The sequence below is a fragment of the Brachybacterium sp. JB7 genome (assembly GCF_003335205.1).
In the GTDB taxonomy this organism is placed as follows: domain Bacteria; phylum Actinomycetota; class Actinomycetes; order Actinomycetales; family Dermabacteraceae; genus Brachybacterium; species Brachybacterium alimentarium.
In genome coordinates this window covers 1-23,060 of record NZ_QPGN01000030.1, presented here as the reverse complement: position 1 = coordinate 23,060, position 23,060 = coordinate 1, and the positions used below count along the sequence as shown (strand labels likewise).

The following is a 23,060-nucleotide window of genomic DNA, read 5'->3' as shown; positions in this document are numbered from 1 at the left end:
CGGTCTTCTTCGCGTACTCAGCCGCCTCCGGGTCGGACTGGGTCGCCTTGACATCGCCGCGGGCGTCGCCGTTGAAGGAGAAGTCAGCCAGCGCGTTGTTCACGACCGTGGTGATCGGACCGCCAAAGCGATCGGCGGCCTCAGCGACGAGGGCATCGACCTGGGCGCGGTCGCGGACATCAGCCCGGATTGCGATCGCCTTTCCGGGGTGGGCGGCGGCGAGGTCCTCCGCGGCGTCCTGGGAGGTGTGGTAGTCGATGACCACTCGCGCACCCTGGGCCAGGAACGCGCGAGTGATCGCAGCTCGGAGTCCGCGGGCGCCGCCGGTGACGAGGACGATCTGCTCGGTGAGGGGGAGAATAGTGTGTGCCATGTGTATGCCTCTCGATATCGAGGCGAAGGCAACCCGTGCGCACCGAAGAGCGAAAGTTGCTCTTCGGTGCGCTGACACCGCCAACATTGTCGGCGGGTGAAAGTCCGGACATTCCCTTCGCCAGTGCTAACTGGATCAGGTTCAACGGGTGTCATCTCAGCCGACCACGTCCCGTGCTCGAAAGCTGGAACGGGCGGCGCCCCGTGTCACGCCACCATCACATCACGGAAACCACACTCTCCACAAGCTTCGGACGGCCTGATTCTTCGTTACTGGAATCGCTGTCACAGAACACCTGATATCACTACGTGCTATCCGGCAAATGGGCATTCTGGCTTCTTGAGTGTTCCTGTTGCTTGCGTTCCAGCTCGAGCGCGATTTGGGCGATAGCGCGGACGTTGAATGTTTCCGCGACCGGTATCGCAGCCATTTCCTCGAGGGTGAACCATGCCGCTTCGAGTGCGTCATCGTCCGGGACCGGTTCCCCTCGTTCCCATCGGCAGAGCACTGCGATCAGGACGTAATGCAGATTGTGGTCGGCATCGATGACGTCGACAGCATCGAAGACATCACCGGGTGTGGCGAGGACTCCTGTTTCCTCGGCGAGTTCGCGCGCGCTCGCGGCGGTCAGGGTCTCGCCGGGTTCGATCTTGCCCCCGGGGAATGCCCAGCGCTCGGCGTCGGGCATGTGGGCACGCCGGATAAGGAGTACACGTCCTTTTCGGACCACTGCCGCCAGCGTCGCCGGCTTCGGGTAGGAAGCGTCGCGCGTCATCTACCCCGCCCCGATCGTCGACTCGGAGTGGTCTTGGAGGTGGGCTGTGATCTGCATGAACGGTGGATGGTCGATAGGTGCCTGGGAGCCGACGTCCTCTACGGTTTGTGCTCCGCGGTCGGTGACCTTGTCGACTGTGAAGCCGGCCTCGGTCAGCACCGCCTCGTAGGTGCTGATGAACCAGTGCCGGTCGACAAGCTCGAGGATCCCGGTGCCGGGGATCTGCAAGCTGACCTTGCGTTCGTCTCCGTCACGGTAGCCTCTGCCGGGCTCGCCGCTGCGGAAGGTCGGGAACGGTACTCCTGTGGCCGCCGGGTTGCTATCGACGATGAAGAGTCTGCCGGTCGGTGTAAGCACTCGGGCGAGCTCGCGGGCGATCGCTCTCAGTTCCTCGCGTGTGGGCACGTTGATGAATACGAAGCAGCACACGATCGCATCGAATGTGTCATCCGGGTAGGGAACGTGGCCGCTGTCGATGGTGTGGAATCGCGCGGCCGGTTGCGGGGTCTGCGCCCGGGCGAGGGTGATCATGTCGGTGCTGATGTCGACTCCGACGACCTGTGCTGCGGCTCCGGCGTCGAGGAGGCGTCGTGAGACTTTTCCGCTGCCGCACCCATAATCGAGCACGATCCCCCCTCGGCCGCAAGCAGTTTGGAGGTCATTGACGAGCGGGGTATAAGGGCTCTTCAGAGCTGAGTGTGGGCGCGCCGGTGGCGCGGGATAGCTGGGGATAGACGTCGAGGTCCTCGATGATGAGCGGACTTCTACCCCCGCTGATCTCAAGGACCTCGACGATGCTCAACCATAGTTGTGTATGCCCTGACGCGCTTGATCGCTGCGACCGATGTGATGTCCTGGTCGACTTCCCCGGGCTTCACCTGGTCGCGGTGACGCAGGCTCCATCGGGCCTGTTGCTCGAGGTGGAGTCCTGCGATCCGGTCGCGGGCTGTCCTGGCTGCGGGGTCGTCGCGACTGGTCACGGCCGTGTGATGGTCGAGATGATCGATGCGCCCTGGGCTGGCAGGCCGGTGCGGATCCGGTGGCGCAAGCGCCGCTGGATCTGCCTCGAGGACGTTTGCGCGGTGGTCTCGTTCGCCGAGCAGGACCCCCGGGTCTGCGCGCCGAGGGGGCTGCTGAGCACGCGCGCGATCCGGTGGGCGGTCGGTCAGCTCCGGCGCGAGGGTGCGACGATCCAGGGTCTGGCCCGGCAGCTCGGGACCACCTGGAACACGCTCTGGACCCAGGTCCAGCCCGTCCTGGCCCAGGCCGCAGGCGATCCGTCCAGGTTCGAGGGCGTGCAGGTCCTAGGCGTGGACGAGCACATCTGGCACCACCGTGACCCGCGCCGGCGCGGCCCGAAGGAGCTCACCGGGATGGTCGATCTGACCCGTGGTCCGCACCCCACCGCCAGGCTGTTGGATCTCGTCCCCGGCCGGTCCGGCAGCGCCTACCGAGACTGGCTCGACGAACGGGGCGAGGCGTTCCGCAAGCGGGTCGAGATCGCGACGCTGGACCCGTTCCAGGGTTACAAGAACGCGATCGATGACCAGCTCGAGGACGCGACCTGCGTGCTGGACGCCTTCCACATCGTCAAGCTCGCCGGCGCTGCGGTCGATGACGTTCGCCGCCGAATCCAGCAGGAGACGCTCGGCCACCGAGGCCGCAAGGGCGACCCTCTCTACGGCATCCGTCATGTTCTCCGCGCGGGGCGCGAACGCCTCACGTCTCGCCAGCAGAACCGGCTGGCCAGCGCATTCGCTGCCCACCCCGATCATGTCGCGGTCGAAGTCGCCTACCAGTGCGCCCAAGACCTCCGCGACGTGTTCCACCAGCCCACCCCCGCCCAAGGCCGACGCCTCGCCGAGCAGCTGATCCAGAAGCTGCCGTCCTGCCCGATCCCCGAGATCGCCAGGCTCGGCAAGACGCTACGCCGCTGGAAGACAGCGTTCTTGGCCTACTTCGACACCGACGGGGCGAGCAACGGCGGCACGGAGGCCGTCAACGGGGTCATCGAACTCGGCCGCCGCATCGCCCGCGGGTTCCGCAACTTCGAGCACTACCGCCTTCGAATGCTCCTCATCACCGGAGGGCTCGACGCCTCACCCCACACTCAACTCTGAAGAGCCGGTATAAGCCAGTCGGTTTTCGACATAGTCGTCATAGGCATCGAACCCTGCTGAGACTGCCGGAGTCGTCCATGATGTCGTCACTGCTGCACCGCCCTCACACGCGCGTTTTCGATGCTGGGCCATCGGCTCACGACCAGCTCCCGGTGGAGGGGATGGAGGTCGCCGATAATCGATGGGTCGACTGGTCGTTGGTATTGGAGTTGCCGGTGGATCCAGAACAGGCGGACAATGTCGACCCACGCTTCCGGAAGATCAAGGGTCGCCAGTGCGCGGCCTGGGAGCTCGTCTGCACGGATCGACTTCTCCAGGGCGAGGACCTGGTGCACCTGGTCCAGGCTCGCCCCCGAGGGCAGCCGTGGAAGAGTGCTGGGTTCCTCCACGATCGTCTGATCATCGCCGCCGAGGAGGGTGTGCACCTTGGTGAGGTCTTTTTTGTAGATGTGGATCGAGCCGACGTTGTGGATGTACACACCCGGGGTCAGGCCCAGCATCGAGGCGAGAAATTCTTGGATGAACGTGAAGGAGAACGTGTCGTTGAGCAGTCCCATGTACGCGTCGTTGGCGCGCATGAACGCGACCATGTGCAGACGGTCCTCACGGCGCAACAGCTGGAGAGCCAGCGTGCAGGAGACGTCGATGTTGCGGCGGTAGATGTCTTCGGAGTCGTCGAAGATCTGCAGAACGGCACGCTTGCTCGCAGGGTCATCCTCGCGGAGGATGTTCACGATTCGTTCGATCGCAGTCTCGTCGCCGACGTGTCTGAGCAGTTTGGGACCATACCCGGTGCCCGGCAGGCTGAGGCCGTCGGGACTGTACCGGCTCATCGAGGGTGCGTAGGTGCGGATGAAGTCGAGGTCGTTCTTCCCTGAGAGGTACCACAGTGCTTCGGCGTAGTTGAAGATGATGTTCTGCCGACGAGACCTGGCCAAGCAGTACCGCCGGGCCGGGTTGGTCAGGCGTGCGGTGTAGCCGATGATTTCGCGTTCGTCCTGCCCGCGGGGACTGTTCTGGTATTCGAACCCGGTGTAGACCTGTCGCAGGGAATCCAGGTAGAGCGTGTGGAGGTCGGGATACTCAGGCTTCACTGACGGCTCCTGCCTGCGCGTGCTCGATCGCGGTGAGGATGCGTGGTCCGGTGGGCTGCTCGGGATCGATGGTGATCATCTGGACGTCGGCGACCGCTGAGAGGCCTCGGACGAGGAACGCGTACTCGGCTCCCTCGTCGAGGAGTAAGACGATGGGTTTGTTCCAGGCGGAGGCCCACCCGATCTCGATGTGCGTGCCCGGGGATGCCGGTGCGCCGGGGAACGCGACGAAGACGTCGCAGGCGGCGATCTCCGTGTAGTCGATGCGTGTGCATTCGCTGGGTTCCATGAACTCACGGCCCCAGTGCTCTCTGCGGTGGGCGCAGTGCACATCCCACCCCTGGGTTTCGAAGAAGTCGATGATCGAGGTGTACTTGTCGATCGCGGCGTCGCCCATCACATGGGTGTCGGCGTCGACGAGAGCTTTGAACGGGCCGGCGAGAAACATCTTTCGCGTCATCGTCACGGCTCCTTTCATGAGTCGAAGTGGTTAGCTCTACCGATCGGAACGAGGAGGGGCTGTTCTGCATCCCTACCCGCGCGGCCAGAGCTGGTGGAAGTGATGCAGGGGACCGTGACCTTGGCCGACGTCGAGGCGGTCGCTGGCAACGAGAGCGCCGTGCAGGTAGGTCTTCGCCCGTTCAACGCTTTCGGGCACGGTGTGGTCAGGCAGCAGTGCGGTGATCGCCGAGGACAAGGTGCAGCCGGTGCCGTGGTCGTTGAGGGTTTCGATCCTGGGAGAGGTGTAGGTGGAGATCCCGTCGGGGCCGGCGAGGTAGTCGACACTGACCGTCTCGTTCGTGAGATGCCCGCCTTTGAGTAGCGCCCACTGACAGCCAAGGCCACGCAGCCCGGTGGCCTGGTCCTCCATCTGCCCCAAGCGGGTGACATCTGTGGTGTCGAGGAGCATGGCGGCTTCGGGAAGGTTCGGGGTGATGATCGTGGCCAGTGGCACGAGCGTGTCTCGGATGGCTGCGACCGCATCGTCGTCCAACAGCCTGTCGCCGCTCTTGGCGACCATCACCGGATCAAGGACCACGGTCTCGGCTTCGTGGTATTGCAGGCGCTCGGCGATGACCTCGGCGATCGCGGCGTTGGCGACCATACCGATCTTTACCGCGTCGACGCGCACATCGTCGAACACTGCATCGATCTGCTCACCGACGAAAGAGGGATCAAGGGGCATGAACGAGCGCACACCGCGCGTGTTCTGTGCCACGACCGCGGTGATCGCGGCCATACCGTAGGTGCCCCTCGCTGAGAAGGCTTTGAGATCGGCGTGGATGCCCGCCCCGCCAGTGGGGTCGGTGCCTGCGATGGATAGGACGTTCTTGATCGTCATGCGTGCACTTCCTTCTGCTGCTGTGTGGCGGCGTAGCGGGCGACCTCGGCGACATCCTTGCTCAGAGTCAGGCGGGCCTCGTCGACCTCGTCGAGGGGGAACCAGCGTGCTTCGAGGGCGTCGTCGCCAGCGTGGGGTTGCCCCGAGCGCCACTGGCAGAGCACGGCGATAAGCACGTAGTGACTGTCCAACCGTCCAGTCTCGTCTCGGCTGAACGCGTCAACGGAAGTCAAAACACCGGTCGCCTGACCGATGATGCTGGTTTCTTCACCGAGTTCGCGTTCGGCGGCTTTGGTGATCGTTTCTCCGAATTCGATCTTCCCGCCCGGGAATCCCCAGAATCCTGCATCAGGAGGGTTCGCGCGACGCACCAAGAGGACATGGTCATCTTTGATGAGGACGGAAATGACCGCGACCCTCGGGCGCACCTCGACTGAGGACGTCGCGGGGCCGACAACAGAATGGGACACTGTAACCTCCTAATGGGGAGGCCAGCGAAGGAAAGAAGCCCTGCTAGACCAGTCCCTTCGCCGGCATGATCCGGATCAGGTTCTAGGGTCACCACGCTGACAACGTCCAGTGGTATCTCAGCCCCTTGACGGGACACCCCTCGGTGCAACCCGAATCTACCAGAATGCCGTCACAGATACACCCTGCGCGGATTGCCCGCTGCGGGATGCTGGTGTTGGGATCGGCTGCGCACCTATCCAGTGCTGCGACTGTGCCCGATGGAGCAAGTGCCCGTCTCACGGGTGGAGTCACTGGTCGGTGTCGGCCTTGGACGGTAGAATGGAAGGTGTCGGGCGAGCATGAAGGAGGACAGGTCATGGCGACGACGAAGGCCCTGGAACAGGCCGAGATCGACCGGCTCGAAGCGCAGGTCACTGCGAGCCAGCGGATGGCTAGCGAAGAGGAGACTGACGCCGACCGTGCCCTGGGCCGCAAGGTGCTCACTGGAGAGATGTCCGCCGATGACGCCATCGCCGTCCGGCTGGCGCAGATCGACGCGAAGCACGGCATCACCCGGTAACACGCCGCGGGCCAATGTCTCGGGCGGGGGTGGACGGTGATGCCGGATCATTACACGTATCCCGGCACCGAGGTGCTCGTCAACATCCCCGGCTACACCGACCCGGCGGCGTGGAAGGAAGCCGAGACCGCCCACGGCGCGAGATAGGTGTCCTGGATCACGAGCTGCGAGCGGCGTTGCAGCGGCGAGCACACCGCCTCGACCCCGACCCGCCGTTCGGTCCACCAGACCAGGGGCGGGGGCCACATGACCGAGGACTCGGACTATGAACACTCAACGTACCGCCACAGGCGAGCGGAACGAGAGCAGCGTGCGGGCGGCCCGGTCACGTCCGGGCGAGGAGAACGGGTCCGCAAAATGGGCGGACCCGTTGATCACGACGCAGGCCAACCTCTCAGGGCGAAACCCCTGGCACGGTGGGAGGAAATTTCCTCCCACCGTGCCAGGGGGACGCCCACGGTGCCGCCACTGTGGCGGCGCCGTACGCCTCGCGCGGGCAGGCCATGGTGGTGCCGAATCGGCACCACCATGCCATCCGCAGGTGCGAACCGTGCAGGGGCAACGGGGCCGGAAAATTTCCGGAGCCGTTCACCGGCCCCCGGCGCGGGCACGGTCCTGCAAAATTTGCGGGACCGTTGGCTTGGGCACGGGGGTGGAAAATTTTCACCCCCGTGGGCTCGAGCCGACCGTGGTGCCACCGTGGCACCACCGTCAAGAACGAGGGCAGGTCGACGGTGGTGGCAAATTGCCACAACCGTGCTGCCGGAGACGACGACAGCGGGCTGACGGTGGTGCACAATTTTCACCACCGTGACGTTCCGCTGGTGACTGCTCCGGGGGCGCCGAATCGGCACCCCCGTGCCCGACCCCGTTTTCGGGGCCTCCAAGGGCACGACAGCACTGACCATCCACATGTAGTAGCTCGCTCCTGCGCGGATGGCTAGATGCAGTGATTGCTGTTTTTGAACCTCGGGTGTATGGGCGTACCTGTCGGGTATGAACAGTATCCCGACACCCCAGACCCATACGCCCACCACGACGACGAGGCCGCGCCTGGCGATCGACGACGAGGCCCTGACCGACACCGACCGGGAGACGATCCGGCAGGCCGCGAAGACCACAGCCTCCCGGTTCCCGCCCAGGGACTGATGCACGATCAGGTGTCACATGATCTGTGGCGCCGTGCGGCGTTGCAGGGAAGGATGTGCGCCATGCCCGCTCCCTATCCCAAAGAGTTCCGTGAGGACGTCGTCCGCGTCGCGAGGAACCGTGAACCCGGCCAGAAGCTCTCCGTGATCGCGAAGGACTTCGGGATCTCCGAGTCCTGCCTGACGAACTGGATGCGCCAAGCGGACGTCGAGGACGGCAACCGGCCTGGGAAGACCCGTGAGGATTCCACCGAGCTGCGCGAGCTCCGACGCCGGAACCGGCTGCTGGAGCAGGAGAACGAGGTGCTCCGCCGTGCTGCTGCATACCTGTCCCAGGCGAATCTGCCGGGAAAATCCTCTACCCGCTCGTGAGCGAGCTCGCCGCCGACGGGATCCCCGTTGCGGTGTCCTTGCGGGTCCTGAAGCTCTCCCGTCAGCCCTACTACCGCTGGCGCAAACAGCAGGTCACCGAGGCCGAGCTGGTCGAGGCCTATCGAGCCAACGCGCTATTGGACGCTCACCGCGACGACCCGGAGTTCGGGTACCGATTCCTCGCCGGCGAAGCCGCTGAGGCTGGTGAGGTCATGTGCGAGCGAACCGCGTGGCGGATCTGCCACGACAACCAGTGGTGGTCCGTTTTCGGGAAGAAGCGCGCCAAGAACGGGAAACGTCCGGGACCGCCTGTCCACGATGACCTCGTCCAGAGGGACTTCACTGCCGATGACGTCAACGAGCTGTGGCTGACCGACATCACCGAGCACTGGACTGATGAGGGCAAGCTCTACCTCTGCGCGATCAAGGACGCCTTCTCCGGCCGGATCGTCGGCTACTCCATGAGTGACCGGATGAAGGCCCGCTTGGCGGTGAACGCCCTGGCCAACGCGGCAACCCGGCGCGGCGACGTTGCTGGCTGCATTGTTCACTCAGACCGCGGGTCGCAGTTTCGATCCCGGAAGTTCGTCCACGCCCTGAACCAGCATCACCTCATCGGATCCATGGGCCAAGTCGGTGCTGCCGGTGATAACGCGGCGATGGAATCCTTCTTCGCGCTACTCCAGAAGAACGTCCTGGACCGGCGCCGTTGGCGCACCCGTGAGGAACTCCGGATCGCGATCATTACCTGGATCGAACGGACCTACCACCGCCGCCGGCGTCAGGCCCGCCTGGGCCGATTGACCCCCATCGAATACGAGACCATCATGAACCCGACCGTCACCCTGGCGGCCTAAACCAAGCTGACACCTGATCGTGCATCAGTCCCGGACGCGGCAGCGGCTGTGGTGTCCTGACGCCACACGGTGCAGCAGTCCGGGCAGCGGTAGCGACGCACTCTGACCTGCAGCATCGTCGGTCGCCAGCCGAGGGGGACGTGCACGATCGTCCTGAGGACCGTGCCGCGAGGAACTCCGGCCTGGCCGCAGCGATGGCACCACTGATCGTCCGCGAGGACCCGGCACTCCAGAACTGCCTGGCCCGTCTCGATGTGCTGGCCGGTGGCTGTGAGGCCGAGCCCGTCCAGGCCGCAGAAGGCATCGAGATCAGGGGACGAGAAGGTAGCGTGGGGCATGTCGAGGTCTTCCAGATGGCGAGCGTCAGAACTTCCATCATCGGGAGACCTCGACGTCTATCCCCGCATCGACGCGCCCACCCCGCCACCGACCGCTACACCCTCATCTGCGAAGAGCCCGTAAACCTCCATATCGCGCCCGGCACGAGACGGCTCCCAAGAGGCAAAGCCGCCATACCTGCCGGACTCGATCAAGGCCATGGCCTCGTCGAAGCCCTCGCGTTCGCGCCTGCGCCACTGCGAGGCCGACCGGTCAGCATCGCGGACGATCGCCTCCGGGTACCATTCGATCGGCAGGCACCAGCCGACCATGTCAGTGAGCTGGTCATCGATCGAGCGCATCAGCTTGTGCCGGTCCTGTGAGGCCCGCCCATACAGGATCGAAGCGGTCCAGTCGTCCTCGGCCATCTCCCGGAGTCGCTCGACCGCGGCCCGCAACTCCGGCGTGAGCAGCGGTAGCTCCAAGAGCCTGTTCGTCGTGGTCGTGTTGGTGTTCGTTGTGGTGGTGTTCATGGACATCAGGTGCGTCTGCCTTCCCTCTGCCCCTTGAACTTGATCGACGAGCCCACCACCGGCCTCGATCCCCGGGGTCGTCGCGACACCTGGGATGCCGTGAACTCCCTGACCGCAGACGGGGTGACGGTGCTGCTGACCACCCAGTACCTGGAGGAAGCCGATCAGCTCGCCGACTCGATCGCCGTGATCGACCACGGCTGGCTCGTCGCCGACGGCACCGCCGCCGCTCTCAAGGAGCGCGTCGGCGGCTCACGGATCGACATCGCCCTCGCGGACTCCGCGAACGGTGCCCCAGCACGAGCCGCCCTCGCGCGCGCCGGGTTCGAGGCCGAGCTCGACGAGCGGGGCACACGCCTCACGTTCGCCGTCGAGACCGGCGGCGCAGGACTCGCACACGTGTTGAGCGTGCTCGAGAGTCGGGGCATCGCCGTCGGCGAGGCGGCACTTCGCCGCCCCACGCTCGATGAGGTCTTCCTCGGTCTGACCGGCGGGCACGACGCCCCCGATACGACCGCGGATCTCGGCGATCCCGGGCCCCGCCCCGAAGAGCCCGCCGCCGCGCCGTCCGGGGCGAGGAGCTGAAGCCGGTGCGTGCCGTGCGCGACGGCTTCGTGATCGCACGACGCAACCTCATCGGTCTGCGCCGCACCCCCGGTGCTCTCGTCACGGGGATCGCGCAGCCGATCCTCTTCGTCATCATCCTGGCCTACGTGTTCGGCGGAACTCTCGGCGGAGGCGCCTACCGTGAGTACCTCGTCGGCGGCATCCTCGCCCAGACGCTGACCTTCAACTCCTCGTTCACCGCCGTATATCTCGCCAAGGACCTGCAGTCCGGCCTGATCGACCGCTTCCGCGCCCTGCCGATGTCCCGGGTGGGGGTGATCCTCGGCCGCACCGTCTCCGACCTGGTCATGAGCGTGATCTCGGTGCTCGTCATCCTCGGCTGCGGGCTCGTGATCGGATGGCGGGCCTCCAACGGGCCCGGCTCCTTCCTGCTCGCCTGTGCGCTCCTGCTGCTGTTCGCCTTCGCCGTCTCGTGGGTGGGCGCCCTGATCGCGCTCACCGCGCGTTCCGTCGAGGTGGCACAGAGCCTGGGGCTGCTGTGGCTGTTCCCGGTGTGCTTCATCTCCGGGGCGTTCGTCTCCGCCGACTCGCTCCCCTCCGGTCTGCAGGGCATCGCCCGCTGGAACCCGGTCACCGCGGTCGCGACCGCCGCGCGGCAGGGATTCGGCAACGAGGTTCCGGTGGGTTTCGTGGGGCCGGGCGGCTGGCCGGGAGACAACCCCGTGCTGTACTCCGTCCTCTGCTGCGTCGCTCTCATCGCGGTCTTCGCCCCCTCGGCGGTCGTCCAGTACCGGCGCATCAGCCGTCGATGATCTGCCTCCTGGCGACCACGGTCAAGTCAGTGCTCGATCAGGCGCTAACCGTCGGCGGCCCGGCCGCTCTCGTCTCCGCCGCGGACCTGGCCGCGGCCCGCGCACGACGCGGCGCTCACGGGGAGCGCACCCTCGCCGGTCGGGTCGCGCTGCGCCTGCTGCTCGCCCATGTGCAGGGCGACGAGCTTGCTGACGCCGCGCATCTGCCTGTGGACCGCACGTGCGAACGCTGTGGTGCCGACCATGGCCGGCCGCGCTCCCCCCGGGTATCCCTGTCCAGCTCGACCTCTCAGCGGCACGTCCTGGTCGCGGTCGGACCGGAGAAGATGCGGATCGGGGTCGATGCGCAGGTGCTCCCCGCCTCGATCTGGCCGGGTTTCGACACGGCAGTCCTCCACCCGCGAGAGCACCGTCTCCACGACAATGGGGACATCCGCGCTCGTATCGCGCTGTGGACCCGCAAGGAGGCCGTGCTGAAGGCGGCCGGCGTGGGCCTGCAGGTCGATCCCTCCCGCCTCTGTCTGGAGCGCCGCCCCGTCCTGGAGCGCAGCCCCGTCCCGGACCGCAGCCAGCAGTCCTGGTGGACGGTCAGCGGGGAGTCGCCGCCGCAGCTTCAGGGGCTGCACGTCTGCGACCTTCCCGGCGCTGTGCCCCGTGCGCTCGCTGCCTCAGCGCCCTCGACGGTGCGAAGGATCGACCTCGATGCGGTGCTGCCTCTCTCGTGAACAGCGGCGAGAGGGGGTGCCTCGGACGATGGATGCACGGAGTCGGGCGCCGGAACGCGACGATGCCCCCGACCCGGAGGTCGAGGGCATCGCGTGCGAGGATCGGGCGGCGGGGCCGCCGATCAGCATTCCCGGGGAATGCTGCCGATCAGCGCTTGGAGTACTGCGGAGCCTTGCGGGCCTTCTTCAGACCAGCCTTCTTGCGCTCGATGATGCGAGCATCGCGCTTGAGGAAGCCGGCCTTCTTGAGGGTCGCGCGGTTGCTCTCCTCGTCGATCTGGTTCAGCGCGCGGGACACGCCGAGGCGCACGGCGCCGGCCTGTCCGGACGGGCCGCCACCGTGCACGCGCACGATGATGTCGAAGCGTCCCTTGAGGTCGAGGACCGTGAACGGGTCGTTGACCTCCTGCTGGTGCAGCTTGTTCGGGAAGTACTCCTCGAGGCTGCGGCCGTTGAGGGTCCACTGGCCGGAGCCGGGGACCAGACGGACGCGAGCGATGGCCTGCTTGCGACGGCCGGTGCCGTAGCCCGGCTCGATCGCGGACTGGCCGGCGCCGACAGCGGCTTCGCCGGTCGACTCGGTGGTGAAGCTCGTCGGGGCGGACTCGTCGGTCACGGCCTCGAGGTTCTCGGTGGTATCGGGGGTGGTCTCAGTCACGGTTCTCCTTGGTTCGTCCGTGCGGCAGGGCGGAGTGGCGGGACACCCGCTTACTGCGCCACCTGATCGATGGTGAACGGAACGGGCTGCTGAGCGGCATGCGGATGCTCGGAGCCCGAGTAGATCTTGAGCTTCTTGATCTGCTGATCAGCAAGCTTGTTCTTGGGGAGCATGCCGCGGATGGCCTTCTCCACTGCGCGCTCGGGGTTCTTCTCAAGCAGCTCGGAGTAGGGGGTTCCGCGGAGACCGCCCGGGTAGCCGGAGTGGCGGTAGGCCAGCTTGGCCTCCCGCTTGTTTCCGGTCAGCGCGACCTTGTCGGCATTGATGATGATCACGAAGTCGCCTGCATCCACATGGGGTGCGAAGACCGGCTTGTGCTTTCCCCGGAGGAGCTGAGCAGCCTGGGAAGCGAGCCGGCCGAGGACGACATCGTTTGCGTCAATGACGTACCAGGAACGCTCGACATCGCCGGGCTTCGGGGTGAACGTACGCACTCGTGCCTTCTTCTCTCGTCATGGTGCCCAGGCAGCATTCTGCTGACCAGGCACGGTTCGATGGACCGTGGGCACGCTTCCTTCGGGTGAAAAGCATGGCCCTGACCGTTGCACCCGGCCCGCTCCGCTCACGACGCGACGGCGGTCCTGGATGTGTGTGAGGTGCCCTTTCGCGCCGGGCGTGAGAGAACGGCTGCGGAATTGGGCACACATCGAGGCACAACGACCCCCAACGATAGGTCGTGCAGGACCCGACCGTCAACGCGAGCTGGGGTCATGCACCTGTGATCTGCGGCTCCTGGCGTGCGCTCGGACTGGCATCGCGCCAGCAGCATCAGGCCCGTCGGGTGCGGGCGATCGCAGCCCGGGCGGCGAGCTCCTCGTCGGGCGGGTAGGCGACATGATCGAGAGTGAGCCCGCGGGACGGGCACAGCGGCGCGGCCCCCACCCCGTCGCGAGTCGCGGCCTCGCGGGTCCGCGCGGAGAGCACCTCGGCCGGCCACTCCGGAGGGCGTCGGCCCTCTCCCACTCCGATCATCGCGCCGACCAGGGAGCGGACCATGTGATGACAGAAGGCGTCGGCGACGACGGTGGCGACGATCAGGCCCGCGTCGGCCCGTCCCTCCCCCGGCCGCTCCCAGCTCAGCTCGCGCAGCTCCCGGATCGTGGTCGCGCCCTCGCGCGGGCGGCAGTAGGACAGGAAGTCGTGCTCGCCGAGCAGGGCGCGGCTCGCCTCGGACATCGCCTCGACGTTCAGCGGTCGACGATGACGCAGGACGTCACGGCGCAGCGGGTCATGGACGGCCGGACCATCGGAGATCCGGTAACGGTAGCGGCGCCACAGCGCGCCGAAACGGGCATCGAAGCTCGCGGGGACCTCGCGGACGATGTGGACGACGACGTCCGGGGGCAGCACTCCGGCCAGACGGGTCACCAGGGCATCGGCGGGGCTGCGGTCCGATCGGCCGGGCAGGGTCGCCAGCACGTCGCGGGGCACATCGAGGTGGCACACCTGACCGCGCGCATGGACTCCGGCATCGGTGCGCCCGGCGACGGTGAGCCGCAGCTCGGTGCGGGTGACCTGCGCGAGAGCCCGCTCCAGCTCGCCCTGCACGGTGCGCTGACCGGGCTGCGCGGCCCAGCCGTGGAAATCCGTGCCGTCGTATGAGAGGTCCAGACGCAAGCGGGCCGACTGCATTTCATGACCGCCCTCGAACGACCGGGCCGGCTGGTGAGAAACCGTCCACTCACGAGGAGTCGCCGAGTCGGCAGGTTCCGAGAACGCGTCAGGCATGGAGCAGATCGTATCGGCGAAGGCGGGTCGAGAGGACGCTCGCTCCATCACCTTCGTGCCACGGTGCAGGAGCTAGCACGACACACACGACGGGGGTAGCCTTCGCTCTCCGCTCCCTGCGAGTTCGGCTTGCCTCGGGCGGACCCCGGCGCCGGGACCCCCGGCGCGCCCGGGCAGGTCTGACCCCCTGCAGGAGCGCGCCATGAAACAGTCATCCCGCATCACCGCGTATGTCGACGGCTCCCAGATGCTCTACCGCGCCGAGTACGGATTCCCCGCACGGATCATCAGTCGCACCGGGCATGACATCACGGGCCTGTTCGGGTTCCTCGCACTGACGAGAAAAGCTCTGCACGGATGTCCGATCACGCTCACCCATGCGGTCGTCGTCTTCGACGCCGATGCCCCCGTCGCCCGATCACGCGTCGACGGCCGATACAAAGCCGACCGTCAGCCGCTGACGGCGGGCAGCCCTGACAACCCCTTCCGTCACCTTCCGTGGATCAAGCGATCGCTGGAGAGCTGGGGACTGCCCTATCTCGAACACGAGAGCATGGAGGCGGACGATGTCATCGCTTCCCTCGTCCATCGGTCACGCACGGCCCCTGCAATCGTGGTCAGCCGGGACAAGGACTTCCATCAGATCGTGAGTGCGAAGGTCACACAGTGGGACTCCTCCCGAGGGGGAGAGAAGGGGTGGATCACCCCTGAGATGATCCGGCACAGATACGGCATCGAACCGGCGCAGTGGTGCGACTATGTCGCGCTCGTCGGAGACCCCTCCGACGGAATGCCAGGAATTCGGGGCATCGGGGCTGTCACGGCACGGCGTCTGCTGACGGGCGGCCTCGCTGTGGATGATCTGGCCACCGAGCTGACTCGGGAGGATCACCGGGATGCCCTGCGACAGCGTGATGTGCATCGGCTCGACCGACATCTTCCCTTGCCGCCGTGCGGCCCGACAGAAATGCCAGAAAGCGGCCTACTGCCTGCAGCTCCACTTCTGGAGAGCTTAGGCGTGTGGGACTCCCCGTACCCCTGAGAGTGTTTGCACCGTGGACCGCGGCGCCGCAGTGCGGGCACTTGTCCGGGGTTCGACCCGTCCTCGGTACTGTGGCCCGCGTGAAGATCCTCGTCATCGGCTCCGGAGGCCGCGAGCATGCGATCATCCGTCGCCTCGCCGCCGACCGCCCCGCCCCTGAGCTCCACGCCGCCCCCGGCAATCCCGGGATCGCGGAGCTCGCCACCACTCACGACGTCACCGTCGGAGACCTCGACGGCCAGGTGCGCCTCGCGCAGGAGATCTCTCCGGACCTGGTGGTGATCGGGCCCGAGGCGCCGCTGGTCGCCGGGAGCGCGGATCGCCTGCTGGAGGCGGGATTCGCCGTTTTCGGCCCGACGGCCGCCGCCGCGCACCTCGAAGGCTCCAAGACCTGGGCGAAGGAGATCATGGCCGCGGCCGGTGTGCCGACCGCCGCCTCGGTCACCGTCACCGCCCCCGATCAGCTCGAGGCCGGGCTGGACCGGGTGAACCCGCTGGGAGATGTGCCGTTCGTGGTGAAGGCCGACGGCCTCGCCGCCGGCAAGGGCGTCGTGGTCACCTCCGATCGCGACGCCGCGATCACCCATGGGGCGGCCGTGCTCGTCGCCGGCGGCTCCGTGGTGCTCGAGGAGTACCTCGACGGCCCGGAGGTGTCCCTGTTCTGCGTGAGCGACGGGGTCCGCGTGGTGCCGCTCGAGCCGGCCCAGGATTTCAAGCGCGCCCTGGACGACGACGAAGGGCCGAACACCGGTGGAATGGGCGCCTACTCCCCGCTCCCCTGGGCTCCCGAGGGACTGGCCGACGAGGTCGTGCGCACCGTCGCCCAGCCCACCGTCGACGAGCTCGCCGCCAGGGGGATCCCCTTCACCGGCATCCTCTACTGCGGCCTCGCACTCACCGCCCGCGGCCTGCGCGTGGTGGAGTTCAACGCCCGCTTCGGCGATCCCGAGACCCAGGTGGTCCTCGAACGCCTCGCCTCCCCGCTCGGCCCGCTGCTGCTGGCAGCCGCCCAGGGCGACCTCGGCACGGTCGAGGAGCCCAGCTGGCACGACGGCGCCGCCGTGACCGTCGTGGTCGCCTCGGCCGGATACCCGGCCTCCGCACGCACCGGTGATCCGCTCACCGGGATCGACGCCGCCGAGCAGCAGGGCGCGCACGTGATCCACGCGGGCACCGCACGCGGTGAGGACGGTGTGCTGCGCAGCGCCGGCGGACGCGTGCTCACGGTGGTCGGCGCCGGGAGCGATCTCGAGTCCGCCCGCCGGGTCGCCCTGGCAGGTGCCGAGCGGATCGACCTCGCCGGCAGCTACCACCGCACGGACATCGCCCGCGCCGCCGCTGCGCAGGCACCGGCGCAACAGGCTCCGGCCGAGCAGCCCGCTTCGGGCTCTTCCGGCTCCGACCAGCTCGACCCACCCACCGACGACGACGGGGACTCCGCATGAGCACCACCACCTCCACGCCGCTGATCGAGGCTCCGGACCTTCCCGGCTGGGACCACGTCGTCACCGGCAAGGTCCGCGAGCTGTATGTCCCCGCGGGCACCGATCCGGCCACCGCCACCGAGGTGCTCGTGGTCGCCACCGACCGCATCAGCGCCTATGACCACTCGCTGCAGCCGGGCATCCCCGACAAGGGGCGCGTGCTCACCGCGATCAGCACCTTCTGGTTCGAGCAGCTGGCGGACCTCGTGCCCCATCACGTGATCTCCGCGACCGAGGTGCCCGGCGCCGTCGCCGGCCGCGCCCTGCGCTGCCGCGGCCTGGACATGGTGCCGCTGGAGTGCGTGGCACGCGGATACCTCACCGGATCGGGCCTGGCCGACTACCGGGCCGGCGGGTCCGTCGGCGGCCACGTGCTGCCCGGCGGCCTGGTCGACGCCTCCCGGCTGGATCCTGCGATCTTCACCCCCTCGACGAAGGCCGAGGCCGGGGAGCACGACGAGAACATCACCGTGGCCCAGGCGCGTGACCTGCTGGGCGAGGATCTCACCGCCGAGCTCGAGCGCCTCACCCTGGCGGTCTACGAGAAGGCAAGGGCGATCGCCGGCGAACGCGGGATCCTGCTGGCGGACACCAAGTTCGAGTTCGGCCACTCCCGCGTGGACGGCACGCTGATGCTCGGCGACGAGGTGCTCACCCCTGACTCGAGCCGCTTCTGGGACGCCGAGTCCTACGTCGAGGGCCGGGCCCAGCCCAGCCTGGACAAGCAGTTCGTGCGCGACTGGCTCACCTCCCGCGCCTCCGGCTGGCACAAGGGCTCGAACACTCCGCCGCCCGAGCTCCCCGCCGAGGTGGTCGCACAGACCCGTGCCCGCTACATCGAGGCCTACGAGCGGCTCACCGGCCAGACCTTCTGACCGGCGAGCGGCGCACGGGACGGTCGGTCTTCAGGCCGGCGAGCGTCTCACCGGCGCGTCCGCCGAACGGACGGACAGTTCGCCGACGCGGCCTCCGGGCGGACGGACAGTTCATCGGCGCGTCCATCTGACAGGTCGTCCTGGCGGGTCGCCGTCCCGACCGCGTCGCCCCTGGGGCCTCCTCCGGCTCGCTGCGCGCCCGGCCAGGTCGTCCCTTCAGTCCTCGATGAGCGGGACGAAGCGGAACGCGCCGTGCTCGGTGTCCCGCAGCTCGTCCCCGTCGCGCTCGACGCGATGCATCGTGGAGCCCACCGGGATCACCATCACCCCGCCGTCGGCCAGCTGCTCGAGCAGCGTAGATGGCATCTCGCGCGCTTCGGCGGAGACCAGGATGCGATCGAACGGGGCATCCTCCGGTGCCCCGAGCACGCCCGGGCGTGCGAGCCGGATCTCCGTCCGGGCCTCGTGGTCCGTGGTGGCGAGTGCTCGCCGCGACGGCTCGATCAGCGCCTCCTGACGCTCCACCCCGATCACCGCGCCCTCGGGGCCGACGAGGTGTGCGAGCAGCGCCGTCGTCCACCCCGAGCCGGAGCCGAGATCGAGCACGCGGCTGCCCGGCCTCACGTCGAGCAGCCGGAGCATCGCCCCGACGGTGAAGGGCTGCGAATTCGTCTGCCCCTGGCCGATCGGGAGCGGGGCGTCGCGGCTCGCTCGGTGCCGCTGGTCAGCAGGCAGGAACGGAGCACGCGGCACGACACGGAAAGCACGATCGACGCTGTCGTCGTGAGCCATGATGACCTCCTCAGCTGCGCACGAGGTCGACGAGACCGTCGGCCGGCCAGTCGCGCACCTCAGTGCCCTCCGGCGCGAGGGCGGTGGATTGGCGCAGATAGATCGGGCGGCCCACCTCGCTGGCCACCGCGTCGTGCACCGGCAGCGCGAGACGGGGGCGGACGGTGCGCAGGAAGTCGATGGTCTCGGACATCTTCGACCAGGGCGCGACCACGGCGAAGGCGAGGGCGTCGATGCCGTGGAACTCCTCGACGGGCTCGAGGGAGTCTCCGGTGACGCCGAGCCTCGGCCCGTCTCCTGCGGAGAGGACCAGCCCGGTGTTGCCCACCCGGGGGATGTCGGGATGGATGATCGCGTGCTGGCCTCCCACGGCCTGGATCCGCAGCGCGTCGTAATCCTCGACCTGAGCGAACTCGTGGACCTTGCCGGCTGGCAGCGGGAGCAGTCGCTCGGGGCCGAGCGCCGGGGCGTCCTCGCCGGTCTCCCCCGGCTCACCGAGCAGCTCCGCCGTGCCGGGCTCGGCGATCACCACCGCCTGCGGGCTCGCGGCGAGCACCTCGCCGAGCAGGCCGCGGTCGAGGTGATCCGGATGCTGATGCGTGATGGCGACGGCGTCGATCCCCGCGAGCACCTCGGAGCCCAGCGCACGGACCGCGTCGCCGCTGAAGCCGCCGGGGTCGATCAGCAGCCGACGGCCCGCCGTCTCGACGAGCAGGCAGGAGTGGACGAGGTGACGGATCTTCATGGCTGCCTCCAGGGATACGAGTGCGGGGAGCTGTCTTCTCGAACGTAGCGCTGATCACCATCCGGCGCGAGGGGTCCCGCACACCGGGAACCTGATGGTCGGGCCTCTGCCACGGCGGATGCCAGACGGGACGTCGTCCATGGTGGGCAGTCACGCGCGGGCGCCCCGAGGCTCGGTACGATGGCCCGGTCGGCACCGATCCGTCGGTGAGCTCGGGAACGACTCCCGCCCGCCCTGCAGCATCCACCCGTCCGGCACGCACCGTGTGCGGCCGTCGTCCTCCAGGAGAGCACCCATGCCCCGCGTCGTGGTCCATGTCATGCCGAAGCCGGAGATCCTCGACCCCCAGGGCAAGGCCGTCGCTGCGGCGCTGCCGCGCCTGGGCTTCGAAGGCATCAGCTCCGTGCGTCAGGGCAAGCGGTTCGAGCTCGAGGTCGAGGGCGAGGTCACCGACGAGGTGCTCGCCTCCCTCCGCGAGGCCGCTACCACCCTGCTGTCCAACCCGGTGATCGAGGACGTCATCGCCCTCGAGGTCGAGGACTCCGCCGCGGAGGGCCAGGCCTGATGCGCATCGGTGTGGTGACCTTCCCGGGCACGCTGGATGATCGCGATGCCCTGCGCGCCGTACGTCTCGCCGGCGGCGAGCCCGTTGCGCTGTGGCACGGCGAGGACGACCTCCAGGACGTCGATGCGATCGTGCTGCCCGGCGGCTTCAGCTACGGCGACTACCTGCGTGCGGGCGCGATCAGCCGCTTCGCACCGGTGATGGACAAGGTCGTCGACGCCGCCCAGGGCGGCATGCCGGTGCTCGGCATCTGCAACGGCTTCCAGGTGCTGTGCGAGACGCACCTGCTGCCCGGCGCGATGATCAAGAACGCGCACCGTTCGTTCATCTGCCGCGATCAGCCGCTGCGAGTCGAGAACGTCCGCACCGCGTGGACGGCTGACTACCAGCAGGACCAGGTCATCCGGGTTCCGCTGAAGAACCAGGACGGTCAGTACGTGGCCGACGAGCGCACGCTCGACGAGCTCGAGGGCGAGGGTCGCGTGGTGTTCCGCTATGCCGCCGGTGCCACCCACGGCCCGGCCGGCTTCGAGTCGAACCCCAACGGCTCCCGTCACGACATCGCCGGCGTCACCAACGCCGCAGGCAACGTCGTGGGGCTCATGCCGCATCCGGAGCACGCCGTGGAGGCCGGGTTCGGCCCGGACGAGCCCGGCGCGGGCACCCGCACGGGCACGGATGGTCTGAGCATGTTCACCTCGGTGCTGCGGAGCCTCGTGGCCTGACGTTCAGCACCACGCCGCGGCGCGGCGCCGCGCACAGGGACGCATGACCCACCGACCCACGGCCCCACCGACGCACGGAGCCAGGGAGCCACGGATCCAGGAACGTATGACGGAGCGCCGCTCCACCTTCGGGTGGGGCGGCGCTCCTGTCTCGCCCCTCTCCCACCGCGCGATTTCTCCCCCGTCCCCACCTCCTCACCGAGAAATGTCCGCCAGCGACCGATGTCAGCACGCACATCGGTCGTACGCGCACAAAACTGCGGCCCCGCACCGCGGCCCGGTGGCTACCGCGCCGTGGACTGGGCCGCACCGCGGTGAACTGGGTCGCGTCGCGGCGAGCTGAGCCGCGCCGCCGTGGCCGGGCGGTGGGATGCTGTGCGCCGGGCTGGGGCGCAGAGCGCTCGGTTCCAGCGTGCTCGGGCGCAGCGCACTCGGCGCCAGCATGTTCAGCGCCAGCGCACTCGGTGCGAGCGGGCTCGGAGCCCGTCCGGCTCAGGCGCGCTGAGCGGACAGCACCGTGAAGCGCCGGTCGCGGGCACGCTGACGCACGGGCCCCACGCGCCGCTCCACCTCGGTGCGGAAACGCAGATGTGAGTTGTGCACGAACCACAGCTGCCCGCCCGGTCGCAGCACGCGCGAGGCGGCGTCGAGCAGGCCCTGCACGAGCGTCGCGTCGATCGCGGTGCCGTCGTGGAAGGGCGGGTTCAGCAGCACCAGGTCCACGCTGCGGTCCTGCAGCTGGGAGATCGCATCGTCCCAGGTGACCTGCACGTCCTCCCGATCAAGTCCGTTCGCGGCCAGGGTCGCGCGGGTGGAGAGCACGGCGTCGGTGTCGTCGTCGCTGCCCAGCACGGCGGATTCCGGGAGCGCGGCGGCGAGGTAGGCGCTCAGCAGGCCGTTCCCGCAGCCGAGGTCCACTGCGGTCGTGACCGGCTCCTCCTCGGTGGCGAGCTCGCCGGCTGCGACGGCCTGGTCCAGTGTCTGCAGCAGCAGTCGACTGCCGGCGTCGGCCCGCGCCCCGCCGAACACCGCGCCGGTGGCGCGCAGGGACACGGGGCGCTGCTGGCCGCGCACCGCGACCTGGGACGAGCCCTCGGCGACCGACGGGCCGGCGGGCCGTTCGCGCAGGACGCTGCCGATGAGGGCGCGGGATTTCCCGATCCCCCGACTGGCGCGGACCTCGGAGAAGACTGTGGCGAGCACGTCGTTCTGGTTCCGGGACATGTGCTTGACCCGGCCACCGGCGACAACTCGGAGGCTCGACTGCTCCCGGGCACCGATCGGCGCCGCGAGGCTGCGCACGCGGTGCTCGAGGGCGTGCAGGGCCTTGGGCAGACGCATCAGCGCCACCACGTGATCGCCGACCTCGGACACGGCATCCTCGAGCGACACAGCCTGCGGGCCGGACGGGACCCGCAGCAGACCGCTGTCGACCTGCTCGGCGAACCGCTGCCTCAGCCCGGAGGCCACGGCATAGGAGGACGCCCAGCTGAGCACCGTCGCGTCGGACTGCTCGGAGATCGCGGCGAGCGCGTAAGCGGTCAGCTCGCCGGTGACGTCGTCGATGGCGATCAGGGCGTCGGATCCGCCGATGCCGATCTCCTCGGCCGCGCTGATGATGACGCGGTCGGTCTGGGCCGGGCCCTGCGGCTGCGGCGGGGTGGACCGTTCCGAGGCGCCGACGCCGCGGCGCCGGGGTGCGTCGAACCCGTCGGTGTCGGGCCCCTCCGCGTGGCGGCCGTCACCCGCGAAGTCCTCGTCGCTCAGCAGGGGCTCGTGCTCGGCAGGAGTATGGGGCACAGGATCAGTCCTTCGGAAGTCCGATACGGCCGCGGGAGCGCAGCCGACCGTTCGGGAGTGCGGGGGCAGGCAGTGCTGCGGGGGTGTGCGGGGCGAACGGGCCGTACTGCTCGGCATCGGCCGCGAGGCCGCCCCGGGTTCTGGCCTTCGGAGGGATCGGGGCCTCGGCGAGCGTACCCTCCACACCGATCTCCGCCTGGTAGCGGGCCCGGAACTGCACGATCTCGTCGTGGGTGCGCCCCACGAAGTTCCACCACATGAGGATGTCCTCGCCCAGCGGCTCCCCGCCCAGCAGCATCACCCGCAGGTCCTCGTCGCCGGCGGCCTGCACCTGCAGGTGATCCACATGGTCCGGCAGCACGGCGAGCTCTCGTGGGTGCACGTCGGTCTCGCGGGAGCGCGCGTCGGTCTCGACGGAGCGTGCGCCGGGCCCGTCCGCACCCGGCTGCGTCCCGTCGGCGCTCTGCGCGGACTACGCCGAGGAGCGCTTCCTCACCGTGCTGCCCGAGGGCGTCTTCCC

Annotated in this window: 28 protein-coding genes, 1 pseudogene and 2 riboswitches; of the genes and pseudogenes, 12 read left to right on the top strand and 17 right to left on the bottom strand. The window is 68.3% G+C overall.

From position 1 onward, the window contains the following. The 3 genes from CIK81_RS17375 to CIK81_RS17365 form a co-directional block, all read right to left on the bottom strand. Positions 1–373 (bottom strand): SDR family NAD(P)-dependent oxidoreductase (locus tag CIK81_RS17375; RefSeq protein ID WP_114355972.1); only part of this gene is annotated, 373 nt, incomplete at its 3' end. 94 nt (positions 374–467) lie between these two features. Continuing rightward, positions 468–587, bottom strand: a riboswitch (TPP riboswitch). A 90-nt stretch (positions 588–677) separates the two neighbouring features. Beyond that, positions 678–1,148 (bottom strand): NUDIX hydrolase, encoded by a 471-nt coding sequence (locus CIK81_RS17370; protein WP_096166920.1) that lies wholly within the window; start codon positions 1,146–1,148, stop codon positions 678–680. Beyond that, positions 1,149–1,931, bottom strand: coding sequence for a class I SAM-dependent methyltransferase (locus CIK81_RS17365; RefSeq protein ID WP_114355971.1), 783 nt, complete (start codon positions 1,929–1,931; stop codon positions 1,149–1,151). It abuts the gene before it with no gap. Between the two features lie 11 nt (positions 1,932–1,942). On the opposite strand from CIK81_RS17365, the gene CIK81_RS17360 reads away from it, so the two are divergent. Beyond that, entirely contained in the window at positions 1,943–3,268 is a 1,326-nt protein-coding gene (locus tag CIK81_RS17360; RefSeq protein ID WP_114328941.1) for an ISL3 family transposase, read from the top strand. Positions 3,269–3,354: 86 nt separating this feature from the next. Here the strand turns inward: CIK81_RS17360 and CIK81_RS17355 are convergent, their stop codons facing one another. From CIK81_RS17355 to CIK81_RS17340, 4 genes are all read right to left on the bottom strand, one after another. Then, positions 3,355–4,362 (bottom strand): thymidylate synthase, encoded by a 1,008-nt coding sequence (locus tag CIK81_RS17355; protein WP_096166921.1) that lies wholly within the window; start codon positions 4,360–4,362, stop codon positions 3,355–3,357. Further along, the gene (locus CIK81_RS17350; RefSeq protein ID WP_141393761.1) at positions 4,352–4,828 is read right to left on the bottom strand and encodes a nucleoside 2-deoxyribosyltransferase; all 477 of its coding nucleotides are present in this window, start codon (positions 4,826–4,828) and stop codon (positions 4,352–4,354) included. Before CIK81_RS17350 ends, CIK81_RS17355 begins: the two co-directional genes overlap by 11 nt. Positions 4,829–4,894: 66 nt before the next feature. Then, positions 4,895–5,704: a bifunctional hydroxymethylpyrimidine kinase/phosphomethylpyrimidine kinase gene (gene thiD, locus CIK81_RS17345; RefSeq protein ID WP_114355970.1), complete on the bottom strand. Its 810-nt coding sequence runs from the start codon at positions 5,702–5,704 to the stop codon at positions 4,895–4,897. Then, complete coding sequence (locus tag CIK81_RS17340) at positions 5,701–6,174, bottom strand: NUDIX hydrolase (protein WP_018022527.1); 474 nt, start codon at positions 6,172–6,174, stop codon at positions 5,701–5,703. The genes thiD and CIK81_RS17340 overlap by 4 nt, the downstream gene beginning before the upstream one ends. Positions 6,175–6,208: 34 nt before the next feature. Next, positions 6,209–6,325, bottom strand: a riboswitch (TPP riboswitch). A 205-nt stretch (positions 6,326–6,530) separates the two neighbouring features. Between CIK81_RS17340 and CIK81_RS17335 the strand changes: the two genes are divergently transcribed. Further along, positions 6,531–6,734: a hypothetical protein gene (locus tag CIK81_RS17335; protein WP_018022526.1), complete on the top strand. Its 204-nt coding sequence runs from the start codon at positions 6,531–6,533 to the stop codon at positions 6,732–6,734. Positions 6,735–6,826: 92 nt separating this feature from the next. Here CIK81_RS17335 and CIK81_RS18275 read toward each other — a convergent pair whose 3' ends face one another. Further along, positions 6,827–6,982 (bottom strand): hypothetical protein, encoded by a 156-nt coding sequence (locus CIK81_RS18275; RefSeq protein WP_158542097.1) that lies wholly within the window; start codon positions 6,980–6,982, stop codon positions 6,827–6,829. A 748-nt stretch (positions 6,983–7,730) separates the two neighbouring features. Here CIK81_RS18275 and CIK81_RS18380 point away from each other — a divergent pair. Together CIK81_RS18380 and CIK81_RS17330 are read left to right on the top strand one after the other, a co-directional pair. Further along, positions 7,731–7,883: a hypothetical protein gene (locus tag CIK81_RS18380; RefSeq protein ID WP_179303856.1), complete on the top strand. Its 153-nt coding sequence runs from the start codon at positions 7,731–7,733 to the stop codon at positions 7,881–7,883. Positions 7,884–7,945: 62 nt separating this feature from the next. After that, positions 7,946–9,111, top strand: a protein-coding gene (locus CIK81_RS17330) for an IS3 family transposase (protein WP_241963936.1) whose coding sequence is annotated in 2 segments (ribosomal slippage) — positions 7,946–8,230 and positions 8,233–9,111 — 1,164 coding nt in all. Because the reading frame shifts where the segments join, the coding sequence is not laid out codon by codon here. Between the two features lie 32 nt (positions 9,112–9,143). Here the strand turns inward: CIK81_RS17330 and CIK81_RS17325 are convergent. After that, positions 9,144–9,449: pseudogene (locus tag CIK81_RS17325) on the bottom strand (transposase family protein); the annotation flags it as partial. A gap of 57 nt (positions 9,450–9,506) precedes the next feature. Further along, positions 9,507–9,968 (bottom strand): recombinase family protein, encoded by a 462-nt coding sequence (locus tag CIK81_RS17320; protein WP_241964250.1) that lies wholly within the window; start codon positions 9,966–9,968, stop codon positions 9,507–9,509. Positions 9,969–9,995: 27 nt separating this feature from the next. Here CIK81_RS17320 and CIK81_RS17315 point away from each other — a divergent pair, with 27 nt between their 5' ends. The 3 genes from CIK81_RS17315 to CIK81_RS17305 are packed head-to-tail and all read left to right on the top strand — an operon-like array spanning position 9,996 to position 12,066. Further along, entirely contained in the window at positions 9,996–10,547 is a 552-nt protein-coding gene (locus tag CIK81_RS17315; RefSeq protein WP_096163227.1) for a hypothetical protein, read from the top strand. A gap of 5 nt (positions 10,548–10,552) precedes the next feature. Beyond that, entirely contained in the window at positions 10,553–11,341 is a 789-nt protein-coding gene (locus CIK81_RS17310) for an ABC transporter permease (protein ID WP_114305702.1), read from the top strand. Next, on the top strand, positions 11,338–12,066 hold the full coding sequence (locus CIK81_RS17305) for a 4'-phosphopantetheinyl transferase superfamily protein (RefSeq protein WP_114355969.1): 729 nt from the start codon (positions 11,338–11,340) through the stop codon (positions 12,064–12,066). The genes CIK81_RS17310 and CIK81_RS17305 overlap by 4 nt, the downstream gene beginning before the upstream one ends. A 148-nt stretch (positions 12,067–12,214) precedes the next feature. Here the strand turns inward: CIK81_RS17305 and rpsI are convergent, their stop codons facing one another. From rpsI to truA, 3 genes are all read right to left on the bottom strand, one after another. Further along, positions 12,215–12,724 (bottom strand): 30S ribosomal protein S9, encoded by a 510-nt coding sequence (gene rpsI, locus CIK81_RS17300; RefSeq protein WP_096163230.1) that lies wholly within the window; start codon positions 12,722–12,724, stop codon positions 12,215–12,217. A 50-nt stretch (positions 12,725–12,774) separates the two neighbouring features. Then, complete coding sequence (gene rplM / locus CIK81_RS17295) at positions 12,775–13,218, bottom strand: 50S ribosomal protein L13 (RefSeq protein ID WP_096163231.1); 444 nt, start codon at positions 13,216–13,218, stop codon at positions 12,775–12,777. A 334-nt stretch (positions 13,219–13,552) separates the two neighbouring features. Beyond that, on the bottom strand, positions 13,553–14,416 hold the full coding sequence (truA, locus tag CIK81_RS17290; RefSeq protein ID WP_241964249.1) for a tRNA pseudouridine(38-40) synthase TruA: 864 nt from the start codon (positions 14,414–14,416) through the stop codon (positions 13,553–13,555). Positions 14,417–14,714: 298 nt separating this feature from the next. Between truA and CIK81_RS17285 the strand changes: the two genes are divergently transcribed. From CIK81_RS17285 to CIK81_RS17275, 3 genes are all read left to right on the top strand, one after another. Continuing rightward, positions 14,715–15,554 (top strand): 5'-3' exonuclease H3TH domain-containing protein, encoded by an 840-nt coding sequence (locus CIK81_RS17285; RefSeq protein ID WP_096196629.1) that lies wholly within the window; start codon positions 14,715–14,717, stop codon positions 15,552–15,554. An 80-nt stretch (positions 15,555–15,634) separates the two neighbouring features. Then, the gene (gene purD, locus CIK81_RS17280) at positions 15,635–16,999 is read left to right on the top strand and encodes a phosphoribosylamine--glycine ligase (protein WP_096163232.1); all 1,365 of its coding nucleotides are present in this window, start codon (positions 15,635–15,637) and stop codon (positions 16,997–16,999) included. Continuing rightward, a complete protein-coding gene (locus CIK81_RS17275) occupies positions 16,996–17,913 on the top strand; it encodes a phosphoribosylaminoimidazolesuccinocarboxamide synthase (protein WP_096163233.1) in 918 nt (305 codons plus the stop codon). The genes purD and CIK81_RS17275 overlap by 4 nt, the downstream gene beginning before the upstream one ends. 216 nt (positions 17,914–18,129) lie before the next feature. Here the strand turns inward: CIK81_RS17275 and CIK81_RS17270 are convergent, their stop codons facing one another. Then, complete coding sequence (locus CIK81_RS17270) at positions 18,130–18,705, bottom strand: protein-L-isoaspartate O-methyltransferase (RefSeq protein WP_114355968.1); 576 nt, start codon at positions 18,703–18,705, stop codon at positions 18,130–18,132. A 10-nt stretch (positions 18,706–18,715) separates the two neighbouring features. Continuing rightward, positions 18,716–19,450 (bottom strand): MBL fold metallo-hydrolase, encoded by a 735-nt coding sequence (locus tag CIK81_RS17265; protein ID WP_114355967.1) that lies wholly within the window; start codon positions 19,448–19,450, stop codon positions 18,716–18,718. A gap of 295 nt (positions 19,451–19,745) precedes the next feature. Between CIK81_RS17265 and purS the strand changes: the two genes are divergently transcribed. Together purS and purQ are read left to right on the top strand one after the other, a co-directional pair. Further along, positions 19,746–20,015, top strand: coding sequence for a phosphoribosylformylglycinamidine synthase subunit PurS (gene purS, locus CIK81_RS17260; protein ID WP_096163236.1), 270 nt, complete (start codon positions 19,746–19,748; stop codon positions 20,013–20,015). Then, positions 20,015–20,740, top strand: a complete 726-nt coding sequence (purQ, locus tag CIK81_RS17255; RefSeq protein ID WP_096163237.1) for a phosphoribosylformylglycinamidine synthase subunit PurQ — start codon at positions 20,015–20,017, stop codon at positions 20,738–20,740. The genes purS and purQ overlap by 1 nt, the downstream gene beginning before the upstream one ends. 492 nt (positions 20,741–21,232) lie before the next feature. On the opposite strand, the gene CIK81_RS17250 is transcribed toward purQ, so the two are convergent. After that, the gene (locus CIK81_RS17250) at positions 21,233–22,540 is read right to left on the bottom strand and encodes a class I SAM-dependent methyltransferase (protein ID WP_241964248.1); all 1,308 of its coding nucleotides are present in this window, start codon (positions 22,538–22,540) and stop codon (positions 21,233–21,235) included. Between the two features lie 4 nt (positions 22,541–22,544). Then, the gene (locus tag CIK81_RS17245) at positions 22,545–22,922 is read right to left on the bottom strand and encodes a pirin-like C-terminal cupin domain-containing protein (RefSeq protein ID WP_114355966.1); all 378 of its coding nucleotides are present in this window, start codon (positions 22,920–22,922) and stop codon (positions 22,545–22,547) included. Positions 22,923–23,060 lie beyond the last annotated feature (138 nt).

Bases quoted from the DNA above. Each gene is read 5' to 3' on its own strand.
- CIK81_RS17265 (WP_114355967.1), bottom strand. From the start codon at position 19,450: ATGAAGATCCGTCACCTCGTCCACTCCTGCCTGCTCGTCGAGACGGCG.
- purQ (WP_096163237.1), top strand. From the start codon at position 20,015: ATGCGCATCGGTGTGGTGACCTTCCCGGGCACGCTGGATGATCGCGAT.
- CIK81_RS17335 (WP_018022526.1), top strand. From the start codon at position 6,531: ATGGCGACGACGAAGGCCCTGGAACAGGCCGAGATCGACCGGCTCGAA.
- CIK81_RS18380 (WP_179303856.1), top strand. From the start codon at position 7,731: ATGAACAGTATCCCGACACCCCAGACCCATACGCCCACCACGACGACG.
- truA (WP_241964249.1), bottom strand. From the start codon at position 14,416: ATGCAGTCGGCCCGCTTGCGTCTGGACCTCTCATACGACGGCACGGAT.
- thiD (WP_114355970.1), bottom strand. From the start codon at position 5,704: ATGACGATCAAGAACGTCCTATCCATCGCAGGCACCGACCCCACTGGC.
- CIK81_RS17370 (WP_096166920.1), bottom strand. From the start codon at position 1,148: ATGACGCGCGACGCTTCCTACCCGAAGCCGGCGACGCTGGCGGCAGTG.
- CIK81_RS17275 (WP_096163233.1), top strand. From the start codon at position 16,996: ATGAGCACCACCACCTCCACGCCGCTGATCGAGGCTCCGGACCTTCCC.
- CIK81_RS17360 (WP_114328941.1), top strand. From the start codon at position 1,943: ATGCTCAACCATAGTTGTGTATGCCCTGACGCGCTTGATCGCTGCGAC.
- CIK81_RS18275 (WP_158542097.1), bottom strand. From the start codon at position 6,982: ATGTGGCCCCCGCCCCTGGTCTGGTGGACCGAACGGCGGGTCGGGGTC.
- CIK81_RS17270 (WP_114355968.1), bottom strand. From the start codon at position 18,705: ATGGCTCACGACGACAGCGTCGATCGTGCTTTCCGTGTCGTGCCGCGT.
- CIK81_RS17320 (WP_241964250.1), bottom strand. From the start codon at position 9,968: ATGTCCATGAACACCACCACAACGAACACCAACACGACCACGACGAAC.
- purS (WP_096163236.1), top strand. From the start codon at position 19,746: ATGCCCCGCGTCGTGGTCCATGTCATGCCGAAGCCGGAGATCCTCGAC.
- CIK81_RS17285 (WP_096196629.1), top strand. From the start codon at position 14,715: ATGAAACAGTCATCCCGCATCACCGCGTATGTCGACGGCTCCCAGATG.
- CIK81_RS17305 (WP_114355969.1), top strand. From the start codon at position 11,338: ATGATCTGCCTCCTGGCGACCACGGTCAAGTCAGTGCTCGATCAGGCG.